Genomic DNA, 23687 nt, shown 5'->3' on the forward strand with positions numbered 1-23687 from the left:
AATCGCCGGGTCCGCGCGCTGAACCGAGCGCGCCAACAGGCTTATCCAACAGGGCCATAACGTTCGGGAGTAATCCATGACCTATTTCACCAAGTTCCTCGGCGCCGCGACCGCGCTCGCGCTCAGCGCCGGGGCCGCGCTGGCCGATCCCGCGATCATTTACGATCTGGGCGGCAAATACGACAAGAGCTTCAACGAGGCCGCCTTCAACGGCGCCAAGCGTTGGGCCGAAGAGACCGGCGGCTCCTACAAGGAACTGGAAATGCAGTCGGAAGCTCAGCGTGAGCAGGCCCTGCGTAAACTGGCCGAGTCGGGCGCCAACCCGATCGTGATGACCGGCTTCGCCTTCGGCGACACGCTCAACACCGTCGCTCCCGACTATCCCGACACCAAGTTCGCGATCGTCGACATGGTCGTCGACCAGCCCAACGTCGAGTCGATCGTCTTCAAGGAAGAGCAAGGCTCCTACCTCGTCGGCATGATGGCCGCGATGGCGTCGAAAACCGGCACCGTCGGCTTTGTCGGCGGCATGGACATCCCGCTGATCCGCAAATTCGCCTGCGGTTACGTTCAGGGCGTGAAAGCCGTGAACCCCGACGCGAAAGTCATCCAGAACATGACCGGCACGACCCCGGCGGCGTGGAACGACCCGGTGAAGGGCGGCGAGATCGCCAAGGCCCAAATCAGCCAGGGCGCGGACGTGATCTACGCAGCCGCTGGCGGCACCGGCATCGGCGTTCTGCAGGCAGCCGCGGATGGCGACGTCCTGTCGATCGGCGTGGACAGCAACCAGAACTACCTGCACCCGGGCAAGGTCCTGACCTCGATGCTCAAGCGTGTCGACAACGCCGTCTATGACGCGTTCTCGGCGGGCCCCGATCTGAAGCCGGGCATCAAGGTGATGGGTCTGGCCCAGAACGGCGTCGGCGTCGCGATGGACGACAACAACAAGTCGCTCGTCACGCCCGAGATGGAAAAAGCGGTGGAGCAGGCGAAAGCCGACATCGCGTCGGGCAAGATCGAAGTGCATGACTACATGTCGGACGACAGCTGCCCGGTCGAGTGATGAGCACAACAGAGTCGAACAACGCGGGGCGGCAGGCAACTGCCGCCCTTGCCACTGAAAACGCCAGCGATGCGGCCGAAGCGGCCCACGCTGCCGCCACGCCCACGGGCGCGCCCGCGATCGAGCTGAAAGGCATCTCGAAAGCCTTTGGCACGGTGCAAGCCAACAAGGACATTTCGATCCGGGTCATGCCCGGTACGATCCACGGCATCATCGGCGAGAACGGCGCGGGGAAATCCACGCTGATGTCGATCCTGTACGGCTTCTACAAGGCGGATGCGGGCGAGATCTGGATCAAAGGCAAGCACACCCATATCCCCGACAGCCAGGCCGCGATCAGCGCCGGCATCGGCATGGTCTTCCAGCACTTCAAGCTGGTGCAGAATTTCACCGTGCTCGAGAACATCATCCTTGGTGCCGAGGATGGCGCGCTGCTGCGCCCCTCGCTCTCCAAGGCCCGCAAGGAACTCAAGCGCCTCGCCGAGGAATACGAGCTCAACGTCGATCCCGACGAGAAGATCGAAGAGCTATCCGTCGGCCACCAGCAGCGCGTGGAAATCCTCAAGGCGCTCTATCGTCAGGCGGATATCCTGATCCTCGACGAGCCGACGGGGGTGCTGACGCCCGCCGAGGCCGACCACCTGTTCCGCATCCTCGATTTCCTCCGCAAGGAAGGGAAGACGATCATCCTGATCACCCACAAGCTGCGTGAGATCATGGAGATCACCGACACGGTCAGCGTGATGCGCCGCGGCGAGATGACGGCGACGGTGAAGACCGCCGAGACCTCGCCCGAGCAACTGGCCGAGCTGATGGTCGGCCGCAAGGTTCTGCTCAACGTCGACAAGACCGCCGCACAGCCCGGCAAAACCGTGCTGGAGGTCGAGAACCTCCGCGTGAAAGACGAAGACGGGATCGAGCGCCTCAAGGGCATCAATCTTGAAATCCGCGCGGGCGAGATTCTCGGCATCGCGGGCGTGGCGGGCAACGGCCAGTCCGAACTGCTGGAAATCCTCGGCGGTTTCGCCAACGGCACCGGCAACATTCGCATCAACGGCGAAGAGATCGACCTCACCGGCAAGCATAGCGACGGTCAGTCGCGCCGCCGCCGGGGCATCTCGCACGTCCCCGAAGACCGCCACAGCCTCGGCCTGATCCTCGATTTCGCTGCGTGGGAGAACATGGTCTTCGGCTATCACTCCGATCCGGCCTATCAGAAGAACCGCTTCGTGATGGACAATGCGGGGATCGTGGCCCACACGGCCGAGGCGATGGAACGCTTCGACGTGCGCCCGCCGATCCCGACCCTGCCCGCGAAAAGCTTCTCGGGCGGCAACCAGCAAAAGATCGTGCTGGCCCGCGAGATCGAACGAAGCCCGGCGCTGCTGCTGGTCGGCCAACCCACCCGCGGCGTCGATATCGGCGCGATCGAATTCATCCACAAACGCATCATCGAACTGCGCGACCAAGGCGCTGCGATCCTGCTGGTATCGGTCGAGCTTGACGAGATCCGGGCGCTCTCGGACCGGGTCGCGGTCATGTTCGACGGGCAGATCATGGGCATCGGCCCCGTCGAGACCGCCACCCAGACCGGCATGGGCTGCCTGATGGCGGGCATGGGCGGCGAGGACGTGCGCGGCATGGACGGCTGGACGATCGCCGCGCCCGAGGAGAGCCAATAATGGAAAAGACACCGAAATGGGTCGATGTGGCCCTGATCCCGCTCCTCAACCTGCTGATCGCTTTCGTGATCTCGGGGATCGTGGTGCTGCTGATCGGCGAAGACCCGATCAAGGCGATCAAGGTCATGGTCTCGGGCGCGCTCGGCTCGCCCTATGGCTGGGGCTACACGCTCTATTACGCGACCAACTTCATCTTCACCGGCCTCGCGGTCGCGGTCGCCTATCACGCCAGCCAGTTCAATATCGGCGGCGAGGGGCAGGCGACGCTCGGCGGGCTTGGCGTGGCGCTGGTGCTGCTGGCCTTCCCGTGGCCGCATTGGACCATCGCGCTGATCGCGGCGATGGCGGGCGGCGCGATCTTCGGCGCGGCCTGGGCGGCGATCCCGGCCTATCTGCAAGCCAAGCGCGGCAGCCATATCGTGATCACCACGATCATGTTCAACTTCATCGGCGCGGCGGTGCTGAACTACATGCTGGTCAACGTGCTGCGTCCGCGCGGCTCGATGGACCCGGCCACCGCGCGCTTCGGACCTGCGACGCATCTGCCGACCTTCCATGACTTCCCGCTGATCGGTCAGTTCTTCTCGAAATCGGTCCCGGCAAACGTGTCCTTCTTCGTGGCGATCCTCGCCTGCTACCTCGTCTGGGTGCTGATCTGGCGCACCAAGCTGGGCTTCGAGATCCGCGCCTTCGGGCGGTCGGAGACGGGCGCGCGCTATGCGGGCATCTCTCCGGTGAAGATCGTCATGGCAGCGATGCTGATCTCGGGCGGCCTCGCCGGTCTGATGGCGATCAACAACGTGATGGGCGAGGCGCATCGCCTCGTGCTGAACTCGGTCGAGGGCGCGGGCTTCATCGGGATCGCAGTCGCCCTGATGGGCCGCAACCACCCGTTCGGTGTGTTCCTCGCCGCGCTTCTCTTCGGCTTCCTCTATCAGGGCGGCGGCGAGTTGGCGCTGGAAACCACGATCCCGCGCGAGCTAATCACCGTGATCCAGGCGCTCGTGATCCTATTCACCGGGGCCTTCGACAACATGCTGCGCGCACCGATCGAGAGCTTCTTCGTCGCGCGCGCCAACGCCCGGAAGGAGGCGTGAGATGGATTTCGCAACGATCATCGAAATTCTCGATAGCGCGGTTCGCCTCGGCACGCCGCTGCTGCTCGCCTGCCTCGCAGGTCTGTTCTCGGAACGCGCGGGCATCTTCGACATCGGCCTCGAGGGCAAGATGCTGATGGCCGCCTTCTTCTCCGGCGCGGTCGCGGCGGTGACGGGCAATGCGTGGCTCGGGTTGCTGGCGGGTGTGGGGGGCTCGATGAGCCTCGCCTTCGTGCATGGCCTCGCCTCGATTACCTTCCGCGGCAATCAGCTGATTTCCGGCGTCGCGGTAAACTTCCTTGCCTCGGGCTTTACCGTTCTGATCGCGCAAAGCTGGTTCCATCAGGGCGGTCGCACGCCGCAACTGTCGGGCAACGGGCGCTTCGATCCGATCACCCTGCCCGGCGCCGAGGCGGTGAAGGATGTGCCCTTCCTCGGTCCGATCTACTCGAACCTTCTCTCGGGCCACTCGATCCTCGTCTATGTCGCCTTCGCGATGGTGCCGATCACCTGGTGGGTGCTGTTCCGCACCCGCTTCGGCCTGCGCCTGCGCGCGGTGGGCGAGAACCCGGAATCGGTCGACACCGCAGGTATCTCGGTCATTCGGATGCGCTACACCGCCGTCGCCATCACCGGCGTGCTGGCGGGTCTGGGTGGCGTCTATCTGGCGACCGGCCTCGCGGCTGGCTTCGTGAAGGAAATGACCGCCGGGCGCGGCTATATCGCTCTCGCGGCACTGATTTTCGCGAAATGGCGGCCTGTTCCGGCGCTTGGGGCGACGATGCTCTTCGGCCTGCTGGAAGCGATCTCGAACCGCTATCCGAATATCGATCTGGGCGTCGTGACGCTGCCGATCCAGTTCATGCAGGCAGTGCCCTACATCCTCACCGTCATCATCCTCGCGGGCTTCATCGGCAAGGCGATCCCGCCGCGTGCAGGGGGGCAGCCCTATGTCAAAGAGCGCTGAACTCGCACAACTGATCCGCGAAAGCGCGGGCGACGAGGCCCCGCGCCTCGGCCTGATCCTCGGCTCCGGCCTCGGCCATCTGGCCGAGGAGGTCGAGGGCGTGGCGATCCCCTATTCGGAGCTTCCGGGCTTTCCTCATGCGGGCGTCTCGGGCCACAATCCGAAGCTGGTGATCGGCACGCTCGAAGGCGTCCGCGTCGCCGTCTTCGGCGGTCGGGTTCACTATTATGAACACGGCAACCCCGCCGAGATGCGCCTGCCGCTGGAGATCCTCAAGGCGCTCGGCTGCGAGAGCCTGCTGCTGACCAATGCGGCCGGCAGCCTGCGCGAGGACATCCAGCCCGGCGGGCTGATGATGCTCAACGATCACATCAACTTCTCGGGCAACAATCCCCTGATTGGCGAGCCGTCGGACGCCCGCTTCGTGCCGCTGACCGAAGCACATGACCCGGAGATCCGCGCCGGGCTCCAAGCCGCAGCGAAGGCCGAAGGGATCGAACTGCCCGAAGGCGTCTATTGCTGGTTCTCCGGACCGACCTTCGAGACCCCTGCCGAAATCCGCGCCGCCAAGGTCTTCGGCGCCGATGCGGTGGGCATGTCGACCGTGCCGGAAGTGATCCTCGCGCGCTTCCTCGGCCTGCGCGTCGCCGCCGTCTCCGTAATCACCAATATGGGGGCGGGCATGGCGCAGGAGAATATCAGCCACGAGCAGACCAAGGCGATCGCGCCGATGGGCGCAGCCAAGCTCGAACAGGTTTTGCGACGATATCTGCAACAGTTGTAACCCTGCGGCACGGCGGGGTTTGACTTCGCCTGCCCTTCGGGGACACTAACGATGCAACCTCCTCAGCGGGTGCAGTTCATGCAGATCTACCTGCCCATCGCCGAAGTCTCGGTCAATATCTTCACCCTGCTGGGGCTCGGCGGTATCGTGGGGCTTCTCTCGGGCCTGTTCGGCGTGGGCGGCGGCTTCCTGATCACCCCGCTTCTGTTCTTCATCGGCATCCCGCCATCCGTCGCCGTGGCGACCGGCGCGAACCAGGTCGTCGCCTCGTCCGTGTCGGGCGTTCTGGCGCAGCTCAAACGCAAGGCGGTCGACATTCCGATGGGGCTCGTGCTGCTGGTGGGCGGCCTGCTCGGCTCGGCGAGCGGCATCTACGTCTTCAACCTGCTGACCGAGCTGGGCCAGATCGACCTCGCGGTGCAGCTTTGCTACGTCGTCTTCCTCGGCCTGATCGGCCTTCTGATGCTGCAAGAGGGCATCCGCACCATCCAAAAGCAGCGCAAGGGCGGTGGCGTGCGCAAGAAACGCGTGCAGCACACTTGGGTCCACAAGCTGCCCTTCAAGTTCAAGTTCCGGGCCTCGGGCCTCTATATCTCGGTGATCCCGCCGCTGCTGGTCGGGGTCGCGGTCGGCATCCTCGCGGCGATCATGGGCGTCGGCGGCGGCTTCATCATGGTTCCGGCGATGATCTATCTGCTCAACATGCCGACCAAGGTCGTGATCGGCACCTCGCTGTTCCAGATCCTGTTCGTCTCGGCCTTCACCACGCTGATGCACGCGATCACCAACCAGACGGTGGACGTAATGCTGGCGCTCCTGCTGATCGTCGGCGGCGTGATCGGCGCGCAGATCGGCTCGCGTCTCGGCGCGCGCCTCAAGGCGGAACAGCTGCGCATCCTGCTGGCGCTTCTCGTGATCATCGTCGCGGGCAAGCTCGGCCTCGACCTCGTGCTTCATCCGAGCAACCTCTACTCCATCGCGACGGGGGGCGAATGATGATCCGCACCGCCCTCCTCGCCCTCGGCCTCTGCGCTGTGGCCCTGCCCGCTCTGGCACAGGACCAACAGGTTCTGCCCGCGCGTCCGGGCATGCCGATCACCAATCGCCCCGAACCCGATGAGCAGATCGTGGCAGGCCTCAGCCGCGACAATATCGGGATCACCACTTCGTTCGACGGCAGCCAGATCCTGATCTACGGCGCCATCAAACGCGAGAAGCCGGAGCCCGAAGGGCAGAAGCTCGCCGTGATCGTGACGCTCGAAGGGCCGCTCGGCCCAGTCACCATCCGCAAGAAATCGCGTGAATTCGGGATCTGGGTGAACACGGCTTCGGTCGGCGTCGCCGCTGCCCCCAGCTATTACGCCGTCGCCACCTCCGGCCCGCTCGGCGATATCCTCGATCGGCGCACCGACACCCAGCAGCGGATCTCGATTCCGCTCGCGATGCGCGCTTTCTCCGGTCCGATCACCGTCGACGATTCGATCCCCTTCACCGAGGCGCTCGTCGATATCCGAAAGGAACAGGGGCTCTACAAACTCGAGACCGGCGGCGTGCATATCGTGGATAACACGCTGTTCCGCGCCGATTTCGCGCTGCCTGCGAACCTCACCGAGGGCGATTACAAGACCCGCATCTTCCTGCTGCGCGATGGCAAGCTGGTGGACAAGTACCAATCCGCGATCGAGGTGCGCAAAGTCGGGCTGGAGCGCTGGCTCTACACGCTCGCGCATGAGAATGCGGCGCTCTACGGGCTCTTGTCACTCGCGCTTGCGGTCTTCGCGGGCTGGGCGGCCGCCGCGATCTTCCGCTTCGTGCGTTAACCGCGCCCGACGAAGGGCATCGCGCTCGCCATCACCGTCATGTTGAGCACATTCGCCTCGAGCGGCAGCGAGGCCATGTGCAGCACCGAGCGCGCGACATTGGCCACGTCCATCGTGGGCTCCGCCGTCTTTGTCGCCGCCGAATCCATGTACGCCAGAAGCCCCGTGCGCGCATTGCCGACGTCGATCTGTCCGCAGGCGATGTCGAAATCGCGCCCGTCCAGCGCGATCTGCTTGGTCATGCCGTTGATCGCGTGTTTGGTGGTCGTATAGGCGAGCGATTTCGCGCGCGGCACCTGCCCCGAGATCGAGCCGTTATTGATGATCCGCCCGCCGCGCGGCGCCTGCCCCCGCATCTGCCCGAAAGCGGCCCGGGCGCAGAGAAACATCCCCGTCAGGTTCACCGCGATACAGGCGTCCCAATCCTCCAGCGTGACCTCGTCGGGCAAGGCCGCAGGCGGGAACATCCCGGCATTGTTGAACAGCAAGTCGATCCGCCCGAACTTCGCGACGACCTCGGCAAAGGCGCGCTCCACCGCTGTTGCATCGCTCACATCGCAAGCCACCGCCAGCCCGTCGCCTTGCGCGGCGACCTCCGCCAGCTTGTCCTCCGAGCGCGCCAGACAGGCGACCTGCCAGCCTTCGGCCAGCGCGGCCTCTGCCACTGCGCGCCCGATCCCGGCGCTCGCCCCGGTCACCACCATCACGCCCATCTCGCCCCTCCTTCGCCTTGGCTCAAATATCCCCGCCGGAGGCTCCTGCCCTATCCGTCCTGCGGTTCGGCTTTCAGTTCCAGCTTACCGCCGCCTTTCGGCAGGTCGTCAATGGTCAGCGGCGCCGAGGGCCGCGCCAACCGCGCCCGCACCACCCACAAGAGTCGATGCTGCGCCCGGGTGATCGCGACATAGGCGAGGCGCTTCCACAGCGGGATGCCCGCCTCGATGCGCCCTGCCCGGTAGGCGGCGTAGATATCGGGCGCGAAGACCTGCACGTCTTCCCATTGCGAGCCCTGCGCCTTGTGGATCGTCACCGCCGCGCCATGCAGGAAGGTCGCGCCCATCCGGGCCGCGAACGGAATGAACGGCTCCTCCTCGTCGGGCATTTCGATCTTCACGATCGAGGCCGCCGAGAGCCGCGGATCTTCCGCCCCCATCACATGCAGCCGCGAGAAGCCGGGCTTCTTGCCGGGGCCGAGATAGATCACCTGCGCGCCCTTGATCAGCCCGCGCGCCTCCAGATCGATCCGCTTCTTGCGGTGCTTCACCGGCAGTTCGATCCCGTCGCAGATCAGGGGCTCGCCCGGCAGCATCATGTCGGCTGGCGCGGAATGCGCGGCGCGGAACGCATGGATCAGCCGGATGCGCGTGGCGTTGCGCCAGACCAGCACCGGCGAGCGCGCCATCAGGTCGCTCTCCACCCGCTCGGCCCAGACGACGCGGTCGTCCTTGGCGGCGGCCTTCTCGATCTCGCGCTCGAATTGCTCGAAGGTCACGCTCTCATCGCCCAGCATATGCGCCAGATCGAGGATCGGGTTATCCTCGGCCTGCCGGTGGATACGGTGCAGGATGTGTTTTCGCTCGTCGGGCAGACGCTCGAAGACCATCTCGCCCGACTGGTTCACAGGCGCCAGCTGCGCCGGGTCGCCGAACAGCACCAGCGTCGGGAAAATTTCGCGCAGATCGTCGAACTGGCGCTCGTCGAGCATCGAGGCCTCGTCGACAAACCCGATATCGAGCGGGTCTTCGCGCCGCTTCCAACCATTGATGAAATCCGAGCCGCGCAGCCCCGCCGAGGCCAGCGCCGCCGGGATCGACTTGTGCAGCTCGTAGAACGCCTTCGCCCGGTCGAGCGTCGCTTCGGTCAGGCCCATCTCGATCAGCAATTCGGGCTTGGGCCGCTCGCCCTGCCCGGTCAGCCATTCCGCGATCCGCTCATATTCGGGATCGTAGACGGGCGTGTAGAGAATGCGGTGGATCGTCGTCGCGGGTACGCCACGCGACCGCAATACGCTCGCCGCCTTATTCGTGGGCGCGAGGATCGCCAGCGTGCGCTTTTCGCGGCGCCGCTTGCCCTCGAAATCGCCCGAGACCAGATCGACGCCTGCCGCCTCCAACGCTTTATAGAGCTCCGCCAGAAGTAGCGTCTTGCCCGACCCCGCCTTGCCGATCACCGAAAGCACGCGATTGCTGCCGCTTTCCGGTGTCATCGAGCCTTCGAGAATATCCACCCCCGCCGCCTCGAGCGCGGAAGCAACGGCATCCCAAGCCTCGGCCTGGTCCTCGGAAAACTGGATCATGGGGGTCGTCATGGCGCGACCTTACCTGCGCACCTTGGCGGGCGAAAGGGCGCGGTTTTCGCGGGGTCCGACGCCGGGAGCCTCCGGCGGGGATATTTGGGTCGAGAAGAAGACGCCTGCTTCTTCCCGATCCCAAACGGGCTGCGCGCTCAGGCGGCTTTTTCGGCCGGGGTCGCGAGCGTCACGATATCCATCATGATCCGGTTCAGCTCGAAATCCTTGGGCGTGTAGACGCGCGCGACGCCGAAGCTCAGGAGCTTCTTCGCGTCTTCCTCGGGGATGATCCCACCGACGACGACCGGCACGTGATCGAGGCCAGCCGCGCGCATCCGCTCCATCAGCTCCTCGATCAGGGGCATATGCGAGCCCGACAGGATCGACAGCCCCACCACATGCGCCTCGTCCTCGATTGCCTTGGCGACGATCTGTTCGGGCGTCAGGCGGATGCCGTCATAGGTGATGTCCATGCCGCAATCGCGGGCGCGGAAGGCGATCTGCTCGGCGCCGTTCGAGTGGCCGTCGAGGCCCGGCTTGCCGACGAGGAATTTCAGGCGACGACCCAGCTGCGAGCTGACCGCATCCACGGCCTCGCGGATATCGTCGAGCCCTTCGGTCTGGTTCGAGGGCGAGCGCGAGACGCCCGTGGGGCCGCGATACTCGCCATGAACGGCGCGCATCACGCCCGCCCATTCACCCGTGGTCGCGCCCGCTTTCGCGGCGGCAATCGAGGCTTCCATGATGTTCTTGCTGGCCTTCGCGTCTGCCTTGAGTTGCGCGAGCGCATCCTGCACCGCGGCCTCGTCACGCTCGGCGCGCCAGGCGTTCAGACGGTCGATCTGCTCCTGCTCCACCGCCGGGTCCACAACCATGATGCCGCCATCGCCTGCGGTCAGCGGCGAGGGCTCGCCCTGCTGCCAGCGGTTCACGCCGACAACGATGGTCTCTTCGGCCTCGATCCGGTTGATCCGCGCGGCATTCGATTCCACCAGACGCGATTTCATGTAGTCGATCGCGGCGATCGCCCCGCCCATCGAGTCGAGCGTTTCCAGCTCGGCGCGGGCGCCGTCCTTCAGCGCCTCGACCTTCGCACTCACCGCCGGGTTGCCGTCGAAGAGATCGCCATATTCGAGAAGGTCGGTCTCATAGGCCATGATCTGCTGCATCCTGAGCGACCATTGCTGATCCCAGGGGCGCGGCAAGCCGAGCGCTTCGTTCCACGCAGGCAGCTGCACGGCGCGGGCGCGCGCGTTTTTCGACAGCGTCACGGCCAGCATCTCGATCAGGATGCGGTAGACGTTGTTCTCGGGCTGCTGTTCGGTCAGGCCGAGCGAGTTCACCTGCACGCCATAGCGGAAACGGCGGAATTTCTCCTCTTCGACGCCGTAGCGCTCGCGGCAGATCTCGTCCCACAGCTCGGTGAAGGCGCGCATCTTGCACATCTCGGTCACGAAGCGGATGCCCGCATTCACGAAGAAGGAGATCCGCCCGACCATCGCGGGGAAGGCCTCTTCCGGCACCTTGGTTTTCAGATCGTCCAGCACCGCAATCGCGGTCGCCAGCGCGAAGGCCAGCTCCTGCTGCGGCGTCGCCCCGGCTTCCTGCAGGTGGTAGGAACACACGTTCATCGGGTTCCATTTCGGCAGGTGCTCGCGGGTATAGGCCGCGACATCGGTGATCATCGCGAGCGAGGGCTTCGGCGGGCAGATATAGGTGCCGCGCGACAGGTATTCTTTCACCAGATCGTTCTGCACCGTGCCCTGCAGCTTCGACACATCCGCGCCCTGCTCCTCGGCCACCGCGATATAGAGCGACAGGAGCCACGGCGCGGTCGCGTTGATCGTCATCGAAGTGTTCATCTGCTCGAGCGGGATCTCATCGAACAGCGCGCGCATGTCGCCCAGATGGCAGACCGGCACACCGACCTTGCCCACCTCGCCGCGCGACAGGACATGATCGCTGTCATAGCCGGTCTGGGTCGGCAGGTCGAAAGCCACGGAGAGGCCCGTCTGCCCCTTGGCGAGGTTGTTGCGATAGAGCGCGTTCGAGGCGGCAGCCGTGGAATGGCCCGCATAGGTGCGAAACAGCCAGGGGCGGTCTTTGGCGGGCATCGTGTCGGTCATGGCGGCCTCCATCGGAATACGAATCTTCGTTGCGCAATATTGTTGCGCGTTGGGATGGTTTAAATTGAATTTTGTGATCCTGTCAATTCGCTGCAACGCGGCGTGGCTGGCTTTCACGCAGCGTCCGCGTAGCGAGGCTTGATAAATAGGGGTTTGCCCGCAGCCCTAAAATCGAGAGGGACATAAAATTACAAAAACGGAACGTCAGGGATTGAAAAGTTGCGCAGCCATGCGTATCCCTCTGAACGAACACCGCCCGATTCTGCGGCGCGGCAAGGACAGACAGGAGAGAGCCATGGCCCTTGATCAGGAAACCGGTATCGCGCCCTACGATGCGCCGGAGAAGGACCTTTACGAGATCGGCGAGATGCCGCCCCTCGGCTACGTCCCCCCGAAAATGTACGCTTGGGCGATCCGTCGCGAACGCCATGGCGAGCCCGAGCAGTCTTTCCAGCAGGAAGTCGTCGACACCTGGGAGATCGACAGCCACGAAGTGCTCGTCCTCGTGATGGCCGCGGGCGTGAACTATAACGGCGTCTGGGCCGGTCTTGGCGTTCCGATTTCGCCCTTCGACGGCCACAAGCAGCCCTATCACATCGCGGGCTCGGACGCGTCCGGCATCGTCTGGAAGGTGGGCGACAAGGTCAAACGCTGGAAAGTCGGCGACGAAGTGGTGATCCACTGCAACCAGGACGATGGCGACGACGAGGAATGCAACGGCGGCGACCCGATGTTCTCTCCCTCCCAGCGGATCTGGGGCTACGAGACGCATGACGGCTCGTTCTCGCAGTTCACCCGCGTGCAGGCGCAACAGCTGATGCCGCGCCCGAAGCACCTGACCTGGGAAGAGGCCGCCTGCTACACGCTGACGCTGGCCACTGCCTACCGGATGCTGTTCGGTCACCACCCCCATGAGCTCAAGCCCGGTCAGAACGTGCTGGTCTGGGGTGCCTCGGGCGGTCTGGGTTCCTACGCGATCCAGCTTGCGAACACCGCAGGCGCCAACGCGATCGGCGTGATCTCGGACGAAAGCAAGCGTCAGTTCGTGATGGACCAGGGCGCCAAGGGCGTGATCAACCGCAAGGACTTCAAGTGCTGGGGTCAGCTGCCCACGGTCAACACGCCGGAATATAACGAGTGGCTGAAAGAGGCCCGCAAGTTCGGCAAGGCGATCTGGGACATCACCGGCAAGGGCGTGAACGTGGACATGGTCTTCGAACACCCCGGCGAGGCGACCTTCCCGGTCTCGACGCTGATCGTGAAGAAGGGCGGGATCGTGGTGATCTGCGCGGGCACGAGTGGCTTCAACTGCACCTTCGACGTGCGCTACATGTGGATGCACCAGAAGCGCCTTCAGGGTTCGCACTTCGCCAACCTCAAGCAGGCGGCCTCGGCCAACAAGCTGATGGTGGAGCGGCGTCTGGACCCCTGCATGTCCGAGGTCTTCCCGTGGGATCAGATCCCGCAGGCCCACACCAAGATGCTGCGCAACGAGCATAAGCCGGGCAACATGGCCGTGCTGGTGCAGGCGCCCAAAACCGGGCTGCGTACCTTCGAGGACGCGCTGGAAGCGGGTCGCCGCAACTGACGAGCCGTTGTTGTTTCACGGGAAACCCGCGCTCGGGAGGGCGCGGGTTTTTCTATTTTGGGTGAGGGACGCGCCCGAGCCTTGGGTGGGCGCTTTGATCGGTTCGTGGCTGGGCACTTTATCTCGCAAGCCCGTCGCCCATTCGTTCCCGCGCTGACATCGCCAATGCGCTCTCCCAGGGGGAGGGTCGGGCGCGGCCCGGGGCTGGTCGCCCCGCGCCAAGGACGCAGCCCCAAACGAAAAACGCCCGGCCGATCCGACCGAGCGCTTAGGGCTCTCTTGCCTGCCCTCAAGCAGCTTCGTTCGCATCCTCGGGCTGCTTCGCGCCGGTCATGTAGGCCACCGCATCCGACATCGAATGGTTCTTCGGATCGATCACGCAAAGCCGCTTGCCCAGCCGGTGAACGTGGACCCGATCCGCCACCTCGAACACATGCGGCATATTGTGCGAGATCAGGATGATCGGCAGACCTTTTGCCTTGAGATCAAGGATCAGGTTGAGCACCTGACGGCTTTCCTTCACGCCCAGCGCCGCCGTCGGCTCGTCCATGATGATCACCTTCGACCCGAAGGCCGCCGCACGGGCCACCGCCACGCCCTGACGCTGACCACCCGACAGCGTCTCGACCGCCTGATCGATGTCCTGAATGGTCGCCAGCCCCAGATCGTTCAGCTTCTCGCGGGCGAAGGCGCGCATCGCGGGCTTGTCGAGCATCCGCAGCCATTTGCCCATCGGACCGGCGCGGCGCAACTCGCGCCCGACGAACATGTTGTCCACGATCGACAGCGCGGGAGAGAGCGCGAGCGTCTGGTAGACCGTCGCGATCCCGGCATCCTGCGCCTCCAGCGGGCTCTTGAAGGAGATCGGCTTGCCTTCGAGCTTGATCTCGCCCTCGTCGGCCGTAACGGCCCCGGAGATCGCCTTGATGAGCGAGGATTTCCCGGCCCCGTTATCGCCGATCACGGCAAGGATTTCGCCCGGGTAGAGATCGAAGTCGCACTCGTCGAGGGCGGTGACGCGGCCATAGCGTTTGACCAGACCGCGTGCGGTGAGAATGGGTTCTTGCGTCATGCCGAAACCTTTCTGATCCATTGGTCGATAGCGACCGCGATGATGATGAGCCAGCCGATGGCGAAGACCTGCCAGAGCACGTCCACATTCGCGAGCCGCAGCCCCGACTGGAACACGCCCACGATCAGCGCCCCGAACAATGCGCCGAGGATCGAGCCGCGCCCGCCGAAGAGCGAGATGCCCCCGATCACCACGGCGGTGATGGAATGCAGGTTCGCCTCGTAGAAGGCCTGCGGCGAGATCGATCCCACGCGGCCGATCGACGCCCAGGCTGCGATCGCGCAGACGAGACCCGCCAGACCGTAGACCGACAGCAGCGTGCGGTCGGTGCGGATACCCGCGAGTTCCGCCGCCTCCTTGTCGTCGCCCACGGCATAGACGTGGCGGCCCCAGGCGGTCTTGTTCAGCAGATACCAGAGCACTAGGAACACCACGACCATCAGGACCGAGCCATAGGTCAGTCGCGCATTGCCGACGGTGATCGTGTTGCCGAAGAATTTCAGAAGGGGCGCGAACTTGTCGATATCCTGCGAGCGGATCGACTGCGCGCCCGAAAGCCACAGGTTCAGCGCGTAGAAGATCGACCAGGTGCCGAGCGTGGTGATGAAGGGCGGCAGTTTCACCTTGGTGACGAGGAAGCCGTTCAGCAAACCGGCGCCGGTGCCGCCTGCGAAGGAAATCAGCAGCGCGATCGGTGCGGGCACGCCCATGTAGACGGCAAGGTTGCCGGCGATGACCGACATCAGCACCATGATCGCGGCCACCGAAAGGTCGATGCCTGCGGTCAGGATGATCAGCGATTGCGCCGCAGCCAGCATCCCGATGATCGAGACCTGCTGCATGATCAGGGTCAGGTTGAAGGCCGAGAAGAACTTGCCCCCTGCGACCAGGCCGAACACGGCGACGGACAACAGCAGCACGATCACCGGCACCATCGTCGGATTGCCGTGCAGCCCGTGCTGGATCGTGCCGAGAAGCCCGCGTTTCTTACTCTTGAAGGCCGCGACGGTCTTGTCGCTTTGGTCGAGGCCGTGCTCGAAGGACTGGCCGCGAGGCGGAACGGTCTGGGTCATGTCCGTCATCCTCTTTGTGCAATGTGGGGTGAAGGGCCGTCACGCGGCCCAAAGGAAAGGGCCACCGCGCGGGGCGGCCCTTCCGGTCTTTCAGGCGGGGATCAGCCCCAGCACTGCTTCAGGCCTTCTTCCGACGAGATCGAGTCGATGCCATCGACCGGCTGGTCGGTGATCAGCGTCACGCCGGTGTTGTAGAAGTCGAGACCTTCGGAGTTCTGCGGCTTGGTGCCGTCCTTGGCGAAGGCCGCGATCGCTTCGATGCCCATCGAGGCCATCTTCAGCGGGAACTGCATCGAGGTCGCGCCGATGATGCCTTCCTTGACGTTCTGCACGCCCGGGCAGCCGCCATCGACCGAAACGATGATCGCCTGATCCTGCATGCCGACCGATTTCAGCGCCTCATAGGCACCAGCGGCAGCGGGCTCGTTGATCGTGTAGACGACATTGATGCCCGGATCCTTCTGGAGAAGGTTCTCCATCGCCGTGCGGCCGCCCTGCTCGTTGCCGTTGGTCACGTCATGGCCGACGATGCGCGGATCGTCTTCGTCGCCGATCTTCTTCTCGTCTTTGATGTCGATGCCGAAGCCCTTCATGAAGCCCTGATCGCGCAGGTAATCGACCGAAACCTGGCTCGGGTTGAGGTCGAGGAAGCCGATCTTCGCATCCGCAGCCTTGTCGCCCATTTTCGCCTTGGCCCACTGACCGATCAGCTCGCCTGCCTTGAAGTTGTCGGTGGCGAAGGTCGCATCCGCGGTGTCGGCGGGTTCGAACGGGGTGTCGAGCGCGATCACCAGCGCACCGGCCTCGCGCGCCTTCGTAACCGCAGGCGCAAGCGCACGGCTGTCGGACGGGGTGATCAGGATACCCTTGGCGCCTGCCGCGATGCAGCTTTCGACCGCCGCGACCTGGCTTTCCACGTCGCCGTCGAGCTTGCCCGCATAAGTGTTGAGCGTGATGCCCATCTCTTTGGCCTTGGCCGAGGCACCCTCTTTCATCTTCACGAAGAACGGGTTGGTGTCGGTCTTGGTGATCAGGCAGGCAGTGGTTTCCGCCCAAGCGCCCGTCGCCATCAGGCCAAGCGCGGTTGCACCGAGAATTGCGGTTTTCTTCATCATGTCAGGTCTCCTCCCAGAAACAATTCAGCCGTCTCTCCGATCGGCTTCGAGGCAAATCATGTGCGAAGACGGGGCGACTCGTCAATAGATAAGTCACGTGGATTTATTAATTGACAGAACACCCTCTGGAAGCCGATAAATACTCAGCGTAACTTAAGCGCGAGCAGCCTCGGAGAATGAACTGTGCCCCAGCGCGTGATGGAAATGATCAAGACCGCCCCGGTGAAAATTGGCACGGATCATTCCTCAATGCGCAACCGCAACGAACGGCTGGTGATGTCGCTGATTCGCCGCCGTGGCGCCTTGGCGAAATCAGAGATCGCGCGGATGACCGGCCTCTCGGCGCAGACCGTTTCCGTCATCATGCGTGCGCTCGAAGATGAAGGCTTCCTGCTGCGCTGCGACCCGGTGCGCGGCAAGGTCGGCCAGCCCACGGTGCCGATGCGCCTGAACCCGGAAGGCGCCTATTTTCTGGGCCTGAAGGTCGGACGCCGCCGCAGCGAGGTGATCCTGATCGACATGATGGGCACGCCGATCTCGCGCAGCGTCTCGCGCCACGACTACCCCACCGCCGCCGACACCATCGCCTTCGCCATCGACGCGATCGCGCGGATGGTGACGGAGTTGCCCGCCTCGAAACGCGAGCGCATCTCGGGTCTCGGCATCGGCGCGCCGTTCCGGATGTGGGACTGGGGCGTCGCGCTCGGCCTCGACGAAAGTGCGATGGCCGATTGGCGCGAGCGCGACATCCGTGCCGAGCTGGAGGCAATCTACCCATTCCCCGTGGTGCTGGAAAACGACGCCTCCGCCGCCTGTTCGGCAGAGCTGTTGCTGGGCGATCAGACCCTGCCGGACGATTTCCTCTATGCGTTCGTGGGCTTCTTCGTGGGCGGAGGACTGGTGATGAACGGCTCGCTTGTGACCGGTCCCAACAACAATGCGGGCGCGCTTGCCTCGATGCCGGTGCCCGACGGTCACGGCGGGCAATGCCAGTTGCTCGACGTGGCCTCGCTCTCAGCCATCGAAGCGGCGATGGCGGAGCGCGGCCTCAATGCGAGCTTCCTCTGGGAGCGGCGCGACGAATGGGACCTTCCCGAAGACATCGTCGAGGACTGGCTCGCGAAAGCGGCGCGCGGCCTCGCGACTGTCGCCGCCTCCTCGGCGGCGCTGTGCGATCTCGACGCGATCGTAATCGACGGCTGGATGCCTGACGATCTGCGCGCGCGGCTCGTCGCCGCCACCGAAGCGGAACTGGCGAAGATCAACCTCTCGGGCGCGGGCGTTCCGATCGTGCGCGAGGGGCAGGTGGGCCCCGATGCCCGCGCGCTGGGGGCCGCGACCCTGCCGCTGAGCCTGCGTTTCCTGACCGAGATCGACCTGCCCGATCAGGCCGACTGACCCGTCGCGGCGAAGCGCAGCGACACGATCAGGCCGGGGCGATTGTCGGACAGCTCCAGCTCCGCCTCGTGCAGCCCCGCCACCGCATGAACCAGCGCAAGCCCCAGCCCATTGCCCGGCGTCGTGCGCGAGCGCTCCAGCCGATAAAGCCTACGCAGAACCTTCTCGCGCTCCGCCTCGGGAATGCCGGGGCCATGATCGGCGACGCTGAGCGTGATTGCACCGCGCTCGCGAGACAGAGCCACCGCGATCTTCGGCGCGGGCCCGCCATGGCGGATCGCATTCTCGATCAGGTTCGACAGCATCTGCCCCAGCAGCCCCCGGTCGCCATGCACCATCAGCGGCGCATCGGGCCGTTGCAGGGTCAGCGCCCCGCCCGCCTCTTCGGCGCTCGCCTCGTAGAGCTCGGTGATATCGGCCGCGAGCGCGCCCAGATCGACCCGCGCGAAGCGCGCTTTTGGACTGCCGCCCTCGATCTGCGCAATCCGCAGGAGCGAGTGGAACACGGCCACCGCGCGTTCGGCCTCGGTGCCCGCCTGCTCGGCCAGCGCCCGGGGCGGCGTGTCCTCGGGCAAAGCCTCTTGCAGCTCCGACAGCAGCACGGAAATTCGCTGCATCGGCGTCTTCAGATCATGTGCAATATCGGCGGAAACCTGACGCAGCGCCGCGACCGTCGCCTCCTGCGTCTCGGCCATCACGTTCAGCCGCGCCCCGATCCGCGCAAGGTCGTCGCCTTTCCGGGCCTTCACCTCATCGCGCGGCACTCGCGCCTCCAACCGCCCTTCGGTCAGATCGTCGAGCGTCTCTTCGATCGCGCTCACCCGCTTGCGCGCCCGCATCCCGACCCAAGCGCCATAGGCCGCAGAGACCAGCAGCGACGGCACAAAGGAGAAGACGAGGATCGCGAGGAAGGTCGAGGTCAGTTCCGCAATCGGCGCGCGGCTCTCCCCGATCACCAGCAAGCCACCCGCAAGCGGCATCGTCAGCGTGAAATAGCCATGTTTCGAAAGCGGCGCATATTCGGGATGCCGCGAGATGACCCAGCGGTCGCCCTGATGCGTGACCCGCACATTGCCGACCTGCCGCCCATCCGACATCACGAAGGCGATCGCCCGCTCGGACGGGTCCGAGGCCCGCGCCTCCGCCGAGACGATCACCGAGAGAGTCTCGGGATTGGCCGCGACCTGAAACACCGCCGTCTGCTGCTTGAGATCGGCGCGGATCGAATCCTCGGTCGAGGAGCGCAGCGCGACATAGGCAAAGCCCAGCGTCACCAGAAGGATTGCGAAGACGATCCCCATCAGCCCGAGCGCCTGCCGCAGCGGCGTCGAGGCAAGGATTTCCGCGCGGTTCAGACGTGCCTTCATCAGCCCTCGATCCGGTAGCCCGCGCCGCGCACGGTGTGGATGAGGTCACGGTCGAACGGTTTGTCGACCTTGTTCCGGAGCCGCGAGATATGGGTTTCCACGACATTGGTCTGCGGATCGAAATTCAGATCCCAAACGCCCTCCAGCAACATCGTCCGGGTCTGCACCCGGCCCTTGCGGCGCAGCAGGAATTCCAGAAGCGAGAACTCCCGCGGCAAAAGGTCGATCTCCTGCCCGCCGCGCGTCACCTTGCGCGCGATCAGGTCCATCTTCAGATCGCCTGCCTCGAGCATCACCTGCTCCGACTGCGCCTGCGGACGGCGCGCCAGTGCGGCGAGCCGCGCCGAGAGCTCGCCGAAGGCGAAGGGTTTCACGAGGTAATCGTCCGCGCCTGCGTTGAGCCCCTCGATCCGGTCATCCACCCCGCCGATCGCGGTCAGGAAGATGATCGGCGTCGTGACCTTCGCGGCGCGGATCGCGCGGGTGATCGAAAGACCGTCCAGTTCCGGCAGCATCCGGTCGATGATCATCACGTCATAGGTCCCGCCCAGCGCTTGGGTCAGCCCGTCGCGGCCATTCGCGAGATGGTCGACCGTGTGGCCCTCTTCGCGCAGGCCCCGCAGCACGTAATCGGCGGTGGTCGCGTCGTCTTCGATCAACAGCAGTTTCATCGCACTCGCTTTCTCGGTTCGCGACATATGTGGCCGATGCCACCGCACAAGTCACGCACCCCTCCCCTAAAGGTGAAAAGGATAACAGCTCTGCAATCTTCCCGCAGAGTCCCTGACAGGCTAGGCCCTCACATAGGGTGCATACCTGTCAACAAGGAGAGAAACATGCAGGACTTCCGCAAAGCCCCCCTGCTGCGCACCCTCGCCACCACCGCCATGCTCGGCGCAGGCGCCGTTGCGACGAGCGGTCTGGCACTGGTCCCGAACGTGGCTGCCGCCGAAACCTTCACCAACACCGTCGATCTGGTGAAGAAGGTGATGCCCGCCGTGGTCACCATCGAGATCAAGAAGCAGGCCAACGATCAGGAAATGGCCCAGATGGGGATGCCGCAGGATTTCCCCTTCGAGTTCTTCCAGCGTCGTTTCGGCATGCCCGACATGGGTCCGGGTCCCAACGGTCAGGGCCAGCAGATGCAACGTCCTGAGATCACCGGCCTCGGCACCGGCTTCATCATCCAGAAAGACGGCCATATCGTCACCAACGCCCATGTCGTCGACGGTGCCGAGAGCGTGAAGGTCACCTTCTCCGACGGCTCGACCGCAGATGCGAAAGTGATCGGCGAAGACAAGGCCACCGATATCGCCGTGGTCAAGGTCAACACCGACAAGGACCTGCCGACCGTGGGCTTCGGCGACAGCCAGGCTGCGCAGGTCGGCGAGCCGGTCGTGGCGATCGGCAACCCGTTCGGCCTTGGCACCTCCGTGTCGACCGGGATCGTTTCGGCCAAGGGTCGGGACTTGAAATCGGGCCCGTTCGATAACTACATCCAGACCGACGCAGCCATCAACAAAGGCAACTCGGGTGGCCCGCTCTTTGATGCCCAAGGCGAAGTGATCGGCATGAACACCGCGATCCTGTCGCCCACCGGCGGTTCCGTCGGGATCGGTTTCTCGGTGCCCTCCGACACGATCAAGGGCGTCGTCGCCGATCTGCAGAACGACGGCACCGTCAAGCGCGGCTTCCTCGGCGTGCAGATCCAGCCGGTCAGCGAAGACATCGCGGCGGCGCTGGGTCTCGACAAGCCCGAAGGCGTGCTCGTGGCCGATGTGTCGTCCGATACGCCCGCGAAGAAAGCTGGCCTGAAGCGCGGCGACATCATCGTCGGTGTCGATGGCAAGCCGATGAAAGAGCCCCGCGATCTGACCCGTGCGATCGGGTCCGACGCGCCGGGCACCGAAGTGCAGCTCTCGCTGCTGCGCGCGAACAAGCCGCTCACGCTCTCCGTCACTCTTGATGAGCGGCCCACCGAGAAGACCAAGTCATAATACTTGAAGTCTATCGGTTAGAAGGCACGCCCGGAGCATCTGCTTCGGGCGTGTCTTTTAGTTTGGAGGGTCAGTTTGCGCTGCTGGGCGCGGCAGTCGACACGGGCGCGGGCGCAGGGTCGGAGGTAGGCGGCACGATCGTCTCCGCCACCTGATAGAGCCGCCAGTCGTCCTGCCGGAAATGCCGCTCCGCGATCTGGCTCAGACCGTCGGCGCCCTCGATCGGCTTCGCGGCGAGGATCAGACCGCCGGGATGATCCGCCATCCAGCGCCCCAGATCGGCGCTGTTGCCAAGCACCGTCACAGGCTTCTCGAGCCGCGCGACGAACGAGAACTGTCCCGCATAGCCGCGATCGGTGGTCGCCACACCATTCTCGGAATGCGCGGCGATCAGGCTCGCGATCGGCGCCGGATCGTAGACTTTCCAAAGGATCGGCCAGACCATGATCTGAATGGCGATCAGCACCAGTGGCGCGACGAAGGCTTCGGCGAACCACCCCTGCCGCGCTTTCAGCACGATCAGCGCGCCGCCCACGAGCAGCGCCACACCCGCGATCACGAAGAGCCACGAGCCGGTGCCCTCGGGCAGTTCCGGGAACGCCCCGAAATGCACCGATGCCGCAGCGATCGCCGTCGCCACGCCGGGCAGAAGCCACAGCAACCGCAGCCAGCGCATCCGGCGCTCCGCCGTGGGCAGCAGCCCCGACAGGATCAGCGCCAGCGCAGGCAGTTCCGGCACGAGGTAATGCGCCTGCTTGCCCGAAATCAGCGAAAAGGCGAAGAAGGCGGTGGCGAACCAGACCGCCACCATGCGCGTGCCCGCATCCTCCCAAAGCCGCGAGGGTTTGAACGTGGCCAGCCCCGCGCGGCTCCAGCCCCACGGCCAGAGGAAGAAAGGCAGCAGCGCCGCGAAGAACCAGACGGGGCGGCCATGGGCGAAGCTTTCCACCATCCGCCCGGCGCTTTGCTTCCACAGGATCTGCTCGCGATATTCCGCCCCGCCGAAGATGATCGCCGGACCGAGCCACAGAAGCACGATGCCGAAACCGATCAGAAAACTGATCCCGATCCGCGCATACCACTGCTTGAGCGCGGGCCGCTCTGTCCCGGTCGCCCAAAGCGGCATCAAAAGCGCAGTCGGCAGCACATGCACGAGGATCACCGGCCCCTTGGCGAAGACGCCGAAGGCCAGCGCGAAGCCGAGCCCGATCACCGGCGCGAACCGATCCGTGTCGCGCATCGCCCAGACCGCGAGCATCCCCAGCAGAGTCGCCGCCGTCAGCATCGTGTCGAACATCGTCGTGGAGCCGAAGAGCAGAAATACCCCGCTCGTGCCGAGGATCAGCGCGGCGAGCCCGGCGCGCTCGGGCTCCTCCGGCCAGAGCCTGCGCGCGAGCATCGCCACCAGCCCGACCGACAGCAGCCCGAAGGCGGGCGCGACCAGCCGCGCCGCCCATTCGCTGGGGCCCGTGACGCTCCAGACGATATTGATGAGCCAGAACAGAAGCGGCGGCTTGTCGGAATAGATCGCCCCGTTGAGATGCGGCACCAGCTTGGAGCCGCCCTGCCACATCTCCCAGGCGACGGTGACATAGCGCGTCTCGTCGATCGCCATCAGCGGGCGCATGACCATCAACACCACCGCGCTCAGCGCGAAAAGGAAAAGCGCCCCGATCAGGGGAACGCGCCAAGCGGTCGAACTCATAGGCGTGTCTTTCTGTCGTCTGTGTCGAAGGGTTCCATATTGCTTGACCCCCGAATGACCTCGCATGTCAAGCCACACGACCATCACGGCTTCAGGATACGGGCTCAAAACTAATTAAGAAAAACTTGGAACTGCCCGGAGAGGGGCGACGTTGGATGTCGAAGATACAGAAGGGAGACACGTACCATGAAGAAGATGTTCCTCATCCTGCCGCTCAGCGCCACCGTTGCTGTTGCAGGCTGCCAGATGTCGCAACAAGACCGCGCTGCCGCGACCGGCGGTGTTGCCGGTGCCGCTATCGGCGCTGCTGTTTCGGATGACGGCGACCGCGTCCAGAACGCCGCGATCGGCGGCGCAGTCGGTACCGTTGCCGGCGCTCTGATCGGCAAAGCCAACCAGCCGGGTCAGTGCCGCTATCGCGACTCCTATGGCCGCGAGTACATCGCGCCCTGCTAAGGCCCCGCCACAGGTAACCTCGAAAACCGTTCGGACCCTCATCCGAACGGTTTTTTCATGCGCGAATGGCGGAACGTGCCGCAG

Annotated in this window: 20 protein-coding genes; 11 read left to right on the forward strand and 9 right to left on the reverse strand. The window is 64.7% G+C overall.

Annotated elements, in window-relative coordinates; translation table 11 throughout:
* The first annotated feature begins 76 nt into the window (after nt 1–76).
* The 7 genes from BMI87_RS11000 (at nt 77) to BMI87_RS11030 (ending at nt 7416) form a co-directional block, all read left to right on the forward strand.
* On the forward strand, nt 77–1066 hold the full coding sequence (locus BMI87_RS11000; RefSeq protein WP_078521388.1) for a BMP family protein: 990 nt from the start codon (nt 77–79) through the stop codon (nt 1064–1066).
* Nucleotides 1066–2748 carry an ABC transporter ATP-binding protein gene (locus BMI87_RS11005; protein WP_078521390.1) on the forward strand — a complete coding sequence of 561 codons (1683 nt, stop codon included), beginning with the start codon at nt 1066–1068 and terminating at the stop codon, nt 2746–2748. The genes BMI87_RS11000 and BMI87_RS11005 overlap by 1 nt, the downstream gene beginning before the upstream one ends.
* The gene (locus tag BMI87_RS11010; RefSeq protein WP_078521392.1) at nt 2748–3845 is read left to right on the forward strand and encodes an ABC transporter permease; all 1098 of its coding nucleotides are present in this window, start codon (nt 2748–2750) and stop codon (nt 3843–3845) included. Before BMI87_RS11005 ends, BMI87_RS11010 begins: the two co-directional genes overlap by 1 nt.
* Before the next feature lies 1 nt (nt 3846).
* A complete protein-coding gene (locus tag BMI87_RS11015; RefSeq protein WP_078521394.1) occupies nt 3847–4812 on the forward strand; it encodes an ABC transporter permease in 966 nt (321 codons plus the stop codon).
* The gene (locus tag BMI87_RS11020; protein ID WP_078521396.1) at nt 4796–5596 is read left to right on the forward strand and encodes a purine-nucleoside phosphorylase; all 801 of its coding nucleotides are present in this window, start codon (nt 4796–4798) and stop codon (nt 5594–5596) included. The genes BMI87_RS11015 and BMI87_RS11020 overlap by 17 nt, the downstream gene beginning before the upstream one ends.
* Nucleotides 5597–5674: 78 nt before the next feature.
* Nucleotides 5675–6592 carry a sulfite exporter TauE/SafE family protein gene (locus BMI87_RS11025; protein ID WP_078521398.1) on the forward strand — a complete coding sequence of 306 codons (918 nt, stop codon included), beginning with the start codon at nt 5675–5677 and terminating at the stop codon, nt 6590–6592.
* A complete protein-coding gene (locus BMI87_RS11030; RefSeq protein ID WP_168175200.1) occupies nt 6592–7416 on the forward strand; it encodes a TIGR02186 family protein in 825 nt (274 codons plus the stop codon). Before BMI87_RS11025 ends, BMI87_RS11030 begins: the two co-directional genes overlap by 1 nt.
* Here BMI87_RS11030 and BMI87_RS11035 read toward each other — a convergent pair.
* From BMI87_RS11035 to BMI87_RS11045, 3 genes are all read right to left on the reverse strand, one after another.
* Nucleotides 7413–8129, reverse strand: coding sequence for an SDR family oxidoreductase (locus BMI87_RS11035; protein WP_078521402.1), 717 nt, complete (start codon nt 8127–8129; stop codon nt 7413–7415). The genes BMI87_RS11030 and BMI87_RS11035 overlap by 4 nt on opposite strands.
* A gap of 50 nt (nt 8130–8179) precedes the next feature.
* Nucleotides 8180–9724, reverse strand: a complete 1545-nt coding sequence (locus BMI87_RS11040; RefSeq protein ID WP_078521404.1) for an ATP-dependent RecD-like DNA helicase — start codon at nt 9722–9724, stop codon at nt 8180–8182.
* 137 nt (nt 9725–9861) lie between these two features.
* Nucleotides 9862–11832: a protein meaA gene (locus BMI87_RS11045; RefSeq protein ID WP_246832688.1), complete on the reverse strand. Its 1971-nt coding sequence runs from the start codon at nt 11830–11832 to the stop codon at nt 9862–9864.
* Between the two features lie 295 nt (nt 11833–12127).
* On the opposite strand from BMI87_RS11045, the gene ccrA reads away from it, so the two are divergent.
* Nucleotides 12128–13420: a crotonyl-CoA carboxylase/reductase gene (ccrA, locus tag BMI87_RS11050; RefSeq protein ID WP_078521406.1), complete on the forward strand. Its 1293-nt coding sequence runs from the start codon at nt 12128–12130 to the stop codon at nt 13418–13420.
* A gap of 289 nt (nt 13421–13709) precedes the next feature.
* Here the strand turns inward: ccrA and BMI87_RS11055 are convergent, their stop codons facing one another.
* The 3 genes from BMI87_RS11055 to BMI87_RS11065 form a co-directional block, all read right to left on the reverse strand.
* Entirely contained in the window at nt 13710–14492 is a 783-nt protein-coding gene (locus BMI87_RS11055; protein WP_078521408.1) for an ATP-binding cassette domain-containing protein, read from the reverse strand.
* Nucleotides 14489–15565 (reverse strand): ABC transporter permease, encoded by a 1077-nt coding sequence (locus tag BMI87_RS11060; protein ID WP_078521410.1) that lies wholly within the window; start codon nt 15563–15565, stop codon nt 14489–14491. The genes BMI87_RS11055 and BMI87_RS11060 overlap by 4 nt, the downstream gene beginning before the upstream one ends.
* Before the next feature lie 101 nt (nt 15566–15666).
* Nucleotides 15667–16677: a sugar ABC transporter substrate-binding protein gene (locus BMI87_RS11065; protein ID WP_078521667.1), complete on the reverse strand. Its 1011-nt coding sequence runs from the start codon at nt 16675–16677 to the stop codon at nt 15667–15669.
* Nucleotides 16678–16863: 186 nt separating this feature from the next.
* Between BMI87_RS11065 and BMI87_RS11070 the strand changes: the two genes are divergently transcribed.
* The gene (locus BMI87_RS11070; RefSeq protein WP_371326879.1) at nt 16864–18078 is read left to right on the forward strand and encodes an ROK family protein; all 1215 of its coding nucleotides are present in this window, start codon (nt 16864–16866) and stop codon (nt 18076–18078) included.
* On the opposite strand, the gene BMI87_RS11075 is transcribed toward BMI87_RS11070, so the two are convergent.
* Together BMI87_RS11075 and BMI87_RS11080 are read right to left on the reverse strand one after the other, a co-directional pair.
* On the reverse strand, nt 18066–19445 hold the full coding sequence (locus BMI87_RS11075; RefSeq protein ID WP_078521414.1) for a HAMP domain-containing sensor histidine kinase: 1380 nt from the start codon (nt 19443–19445) through the stop codon (nt 18066–18068). The two genes, BMI87_RS11070 and BMI87_RS11075, sit on opposite strands and share 13 nt — an antisense overlap.
* On the reverse strand, nt 19445–20116 hold the full coding sequence (locus BMI87_RS11080; protein ID WP_078521669.1) for a response regulator transcription factor: 672 nt from the start codon (nt 20114–20116) through the stop codon (nt 19445–19447). The genes BMI87_RS11075 and BMI87_RS11080 overlap by 1 nt, the downstream gene beginning before the upstream one ends.
* A gap of 165 nt (nt 20117–20281) precedes the next feature.
* Between BMI87_RS11080 and BMI87_RS11085 the strand changes: the two genes are divergently transcribed.
* Nucleotides 20282–21442 (forward strand): Do family serine endopeptidase, encoded by a 1161-nt coding sequence (locus BMI87_RS11085; RefSeq protein ID WP_078521416.1) that lies wholly within the window; start codon nt 20282–20284, stop codon nt 21440–21442.
* A gap of 70 nt (nt 21443–21512) precedes the next feature.
* Here BMI87_RS11085 and BMI87_RS11090 read toward each other — a convergent pair whose 3' ends face one another.
* Complete coding sequence (locus tag BMI87_RS11090; protein ID WP_168175201.1) at nt 21513–23147, reverse strand: glycosyltransferase family 39 protein; 1635 nt, start codon at nt 23145–23147, stop codon at nt 21513–21515.
* Nucleotides 23148–23333: 186 nt separating this feature from the next.
* Here BMI87_RS11090 and BMI87_RS11095 point away from each other — a divergent pair, with 186 nt between their 5' ends.
* A complete protein-coding gene (locus BMI87_RS11095; protein WP_075776878.1) occupies nt 23334–23603 on the forward strand; it encodes a YMGG-like glycine zipper-containing protein in 270 nt (89 codons plus the stop codon).
* Nucleotides 23604–23687: the final 84 nt, after the last annotated feature.

Origin of the sequence: Thioclava sp. F28-4, from assembly GCF_002020045.1 — a bacterium.
GTDB lineage: Bacteria > Pseudomonadota > Alphaproteobacteria > Rhodobacterales > Rhodobacteraceae > Thioclava > Thioclava sediminum.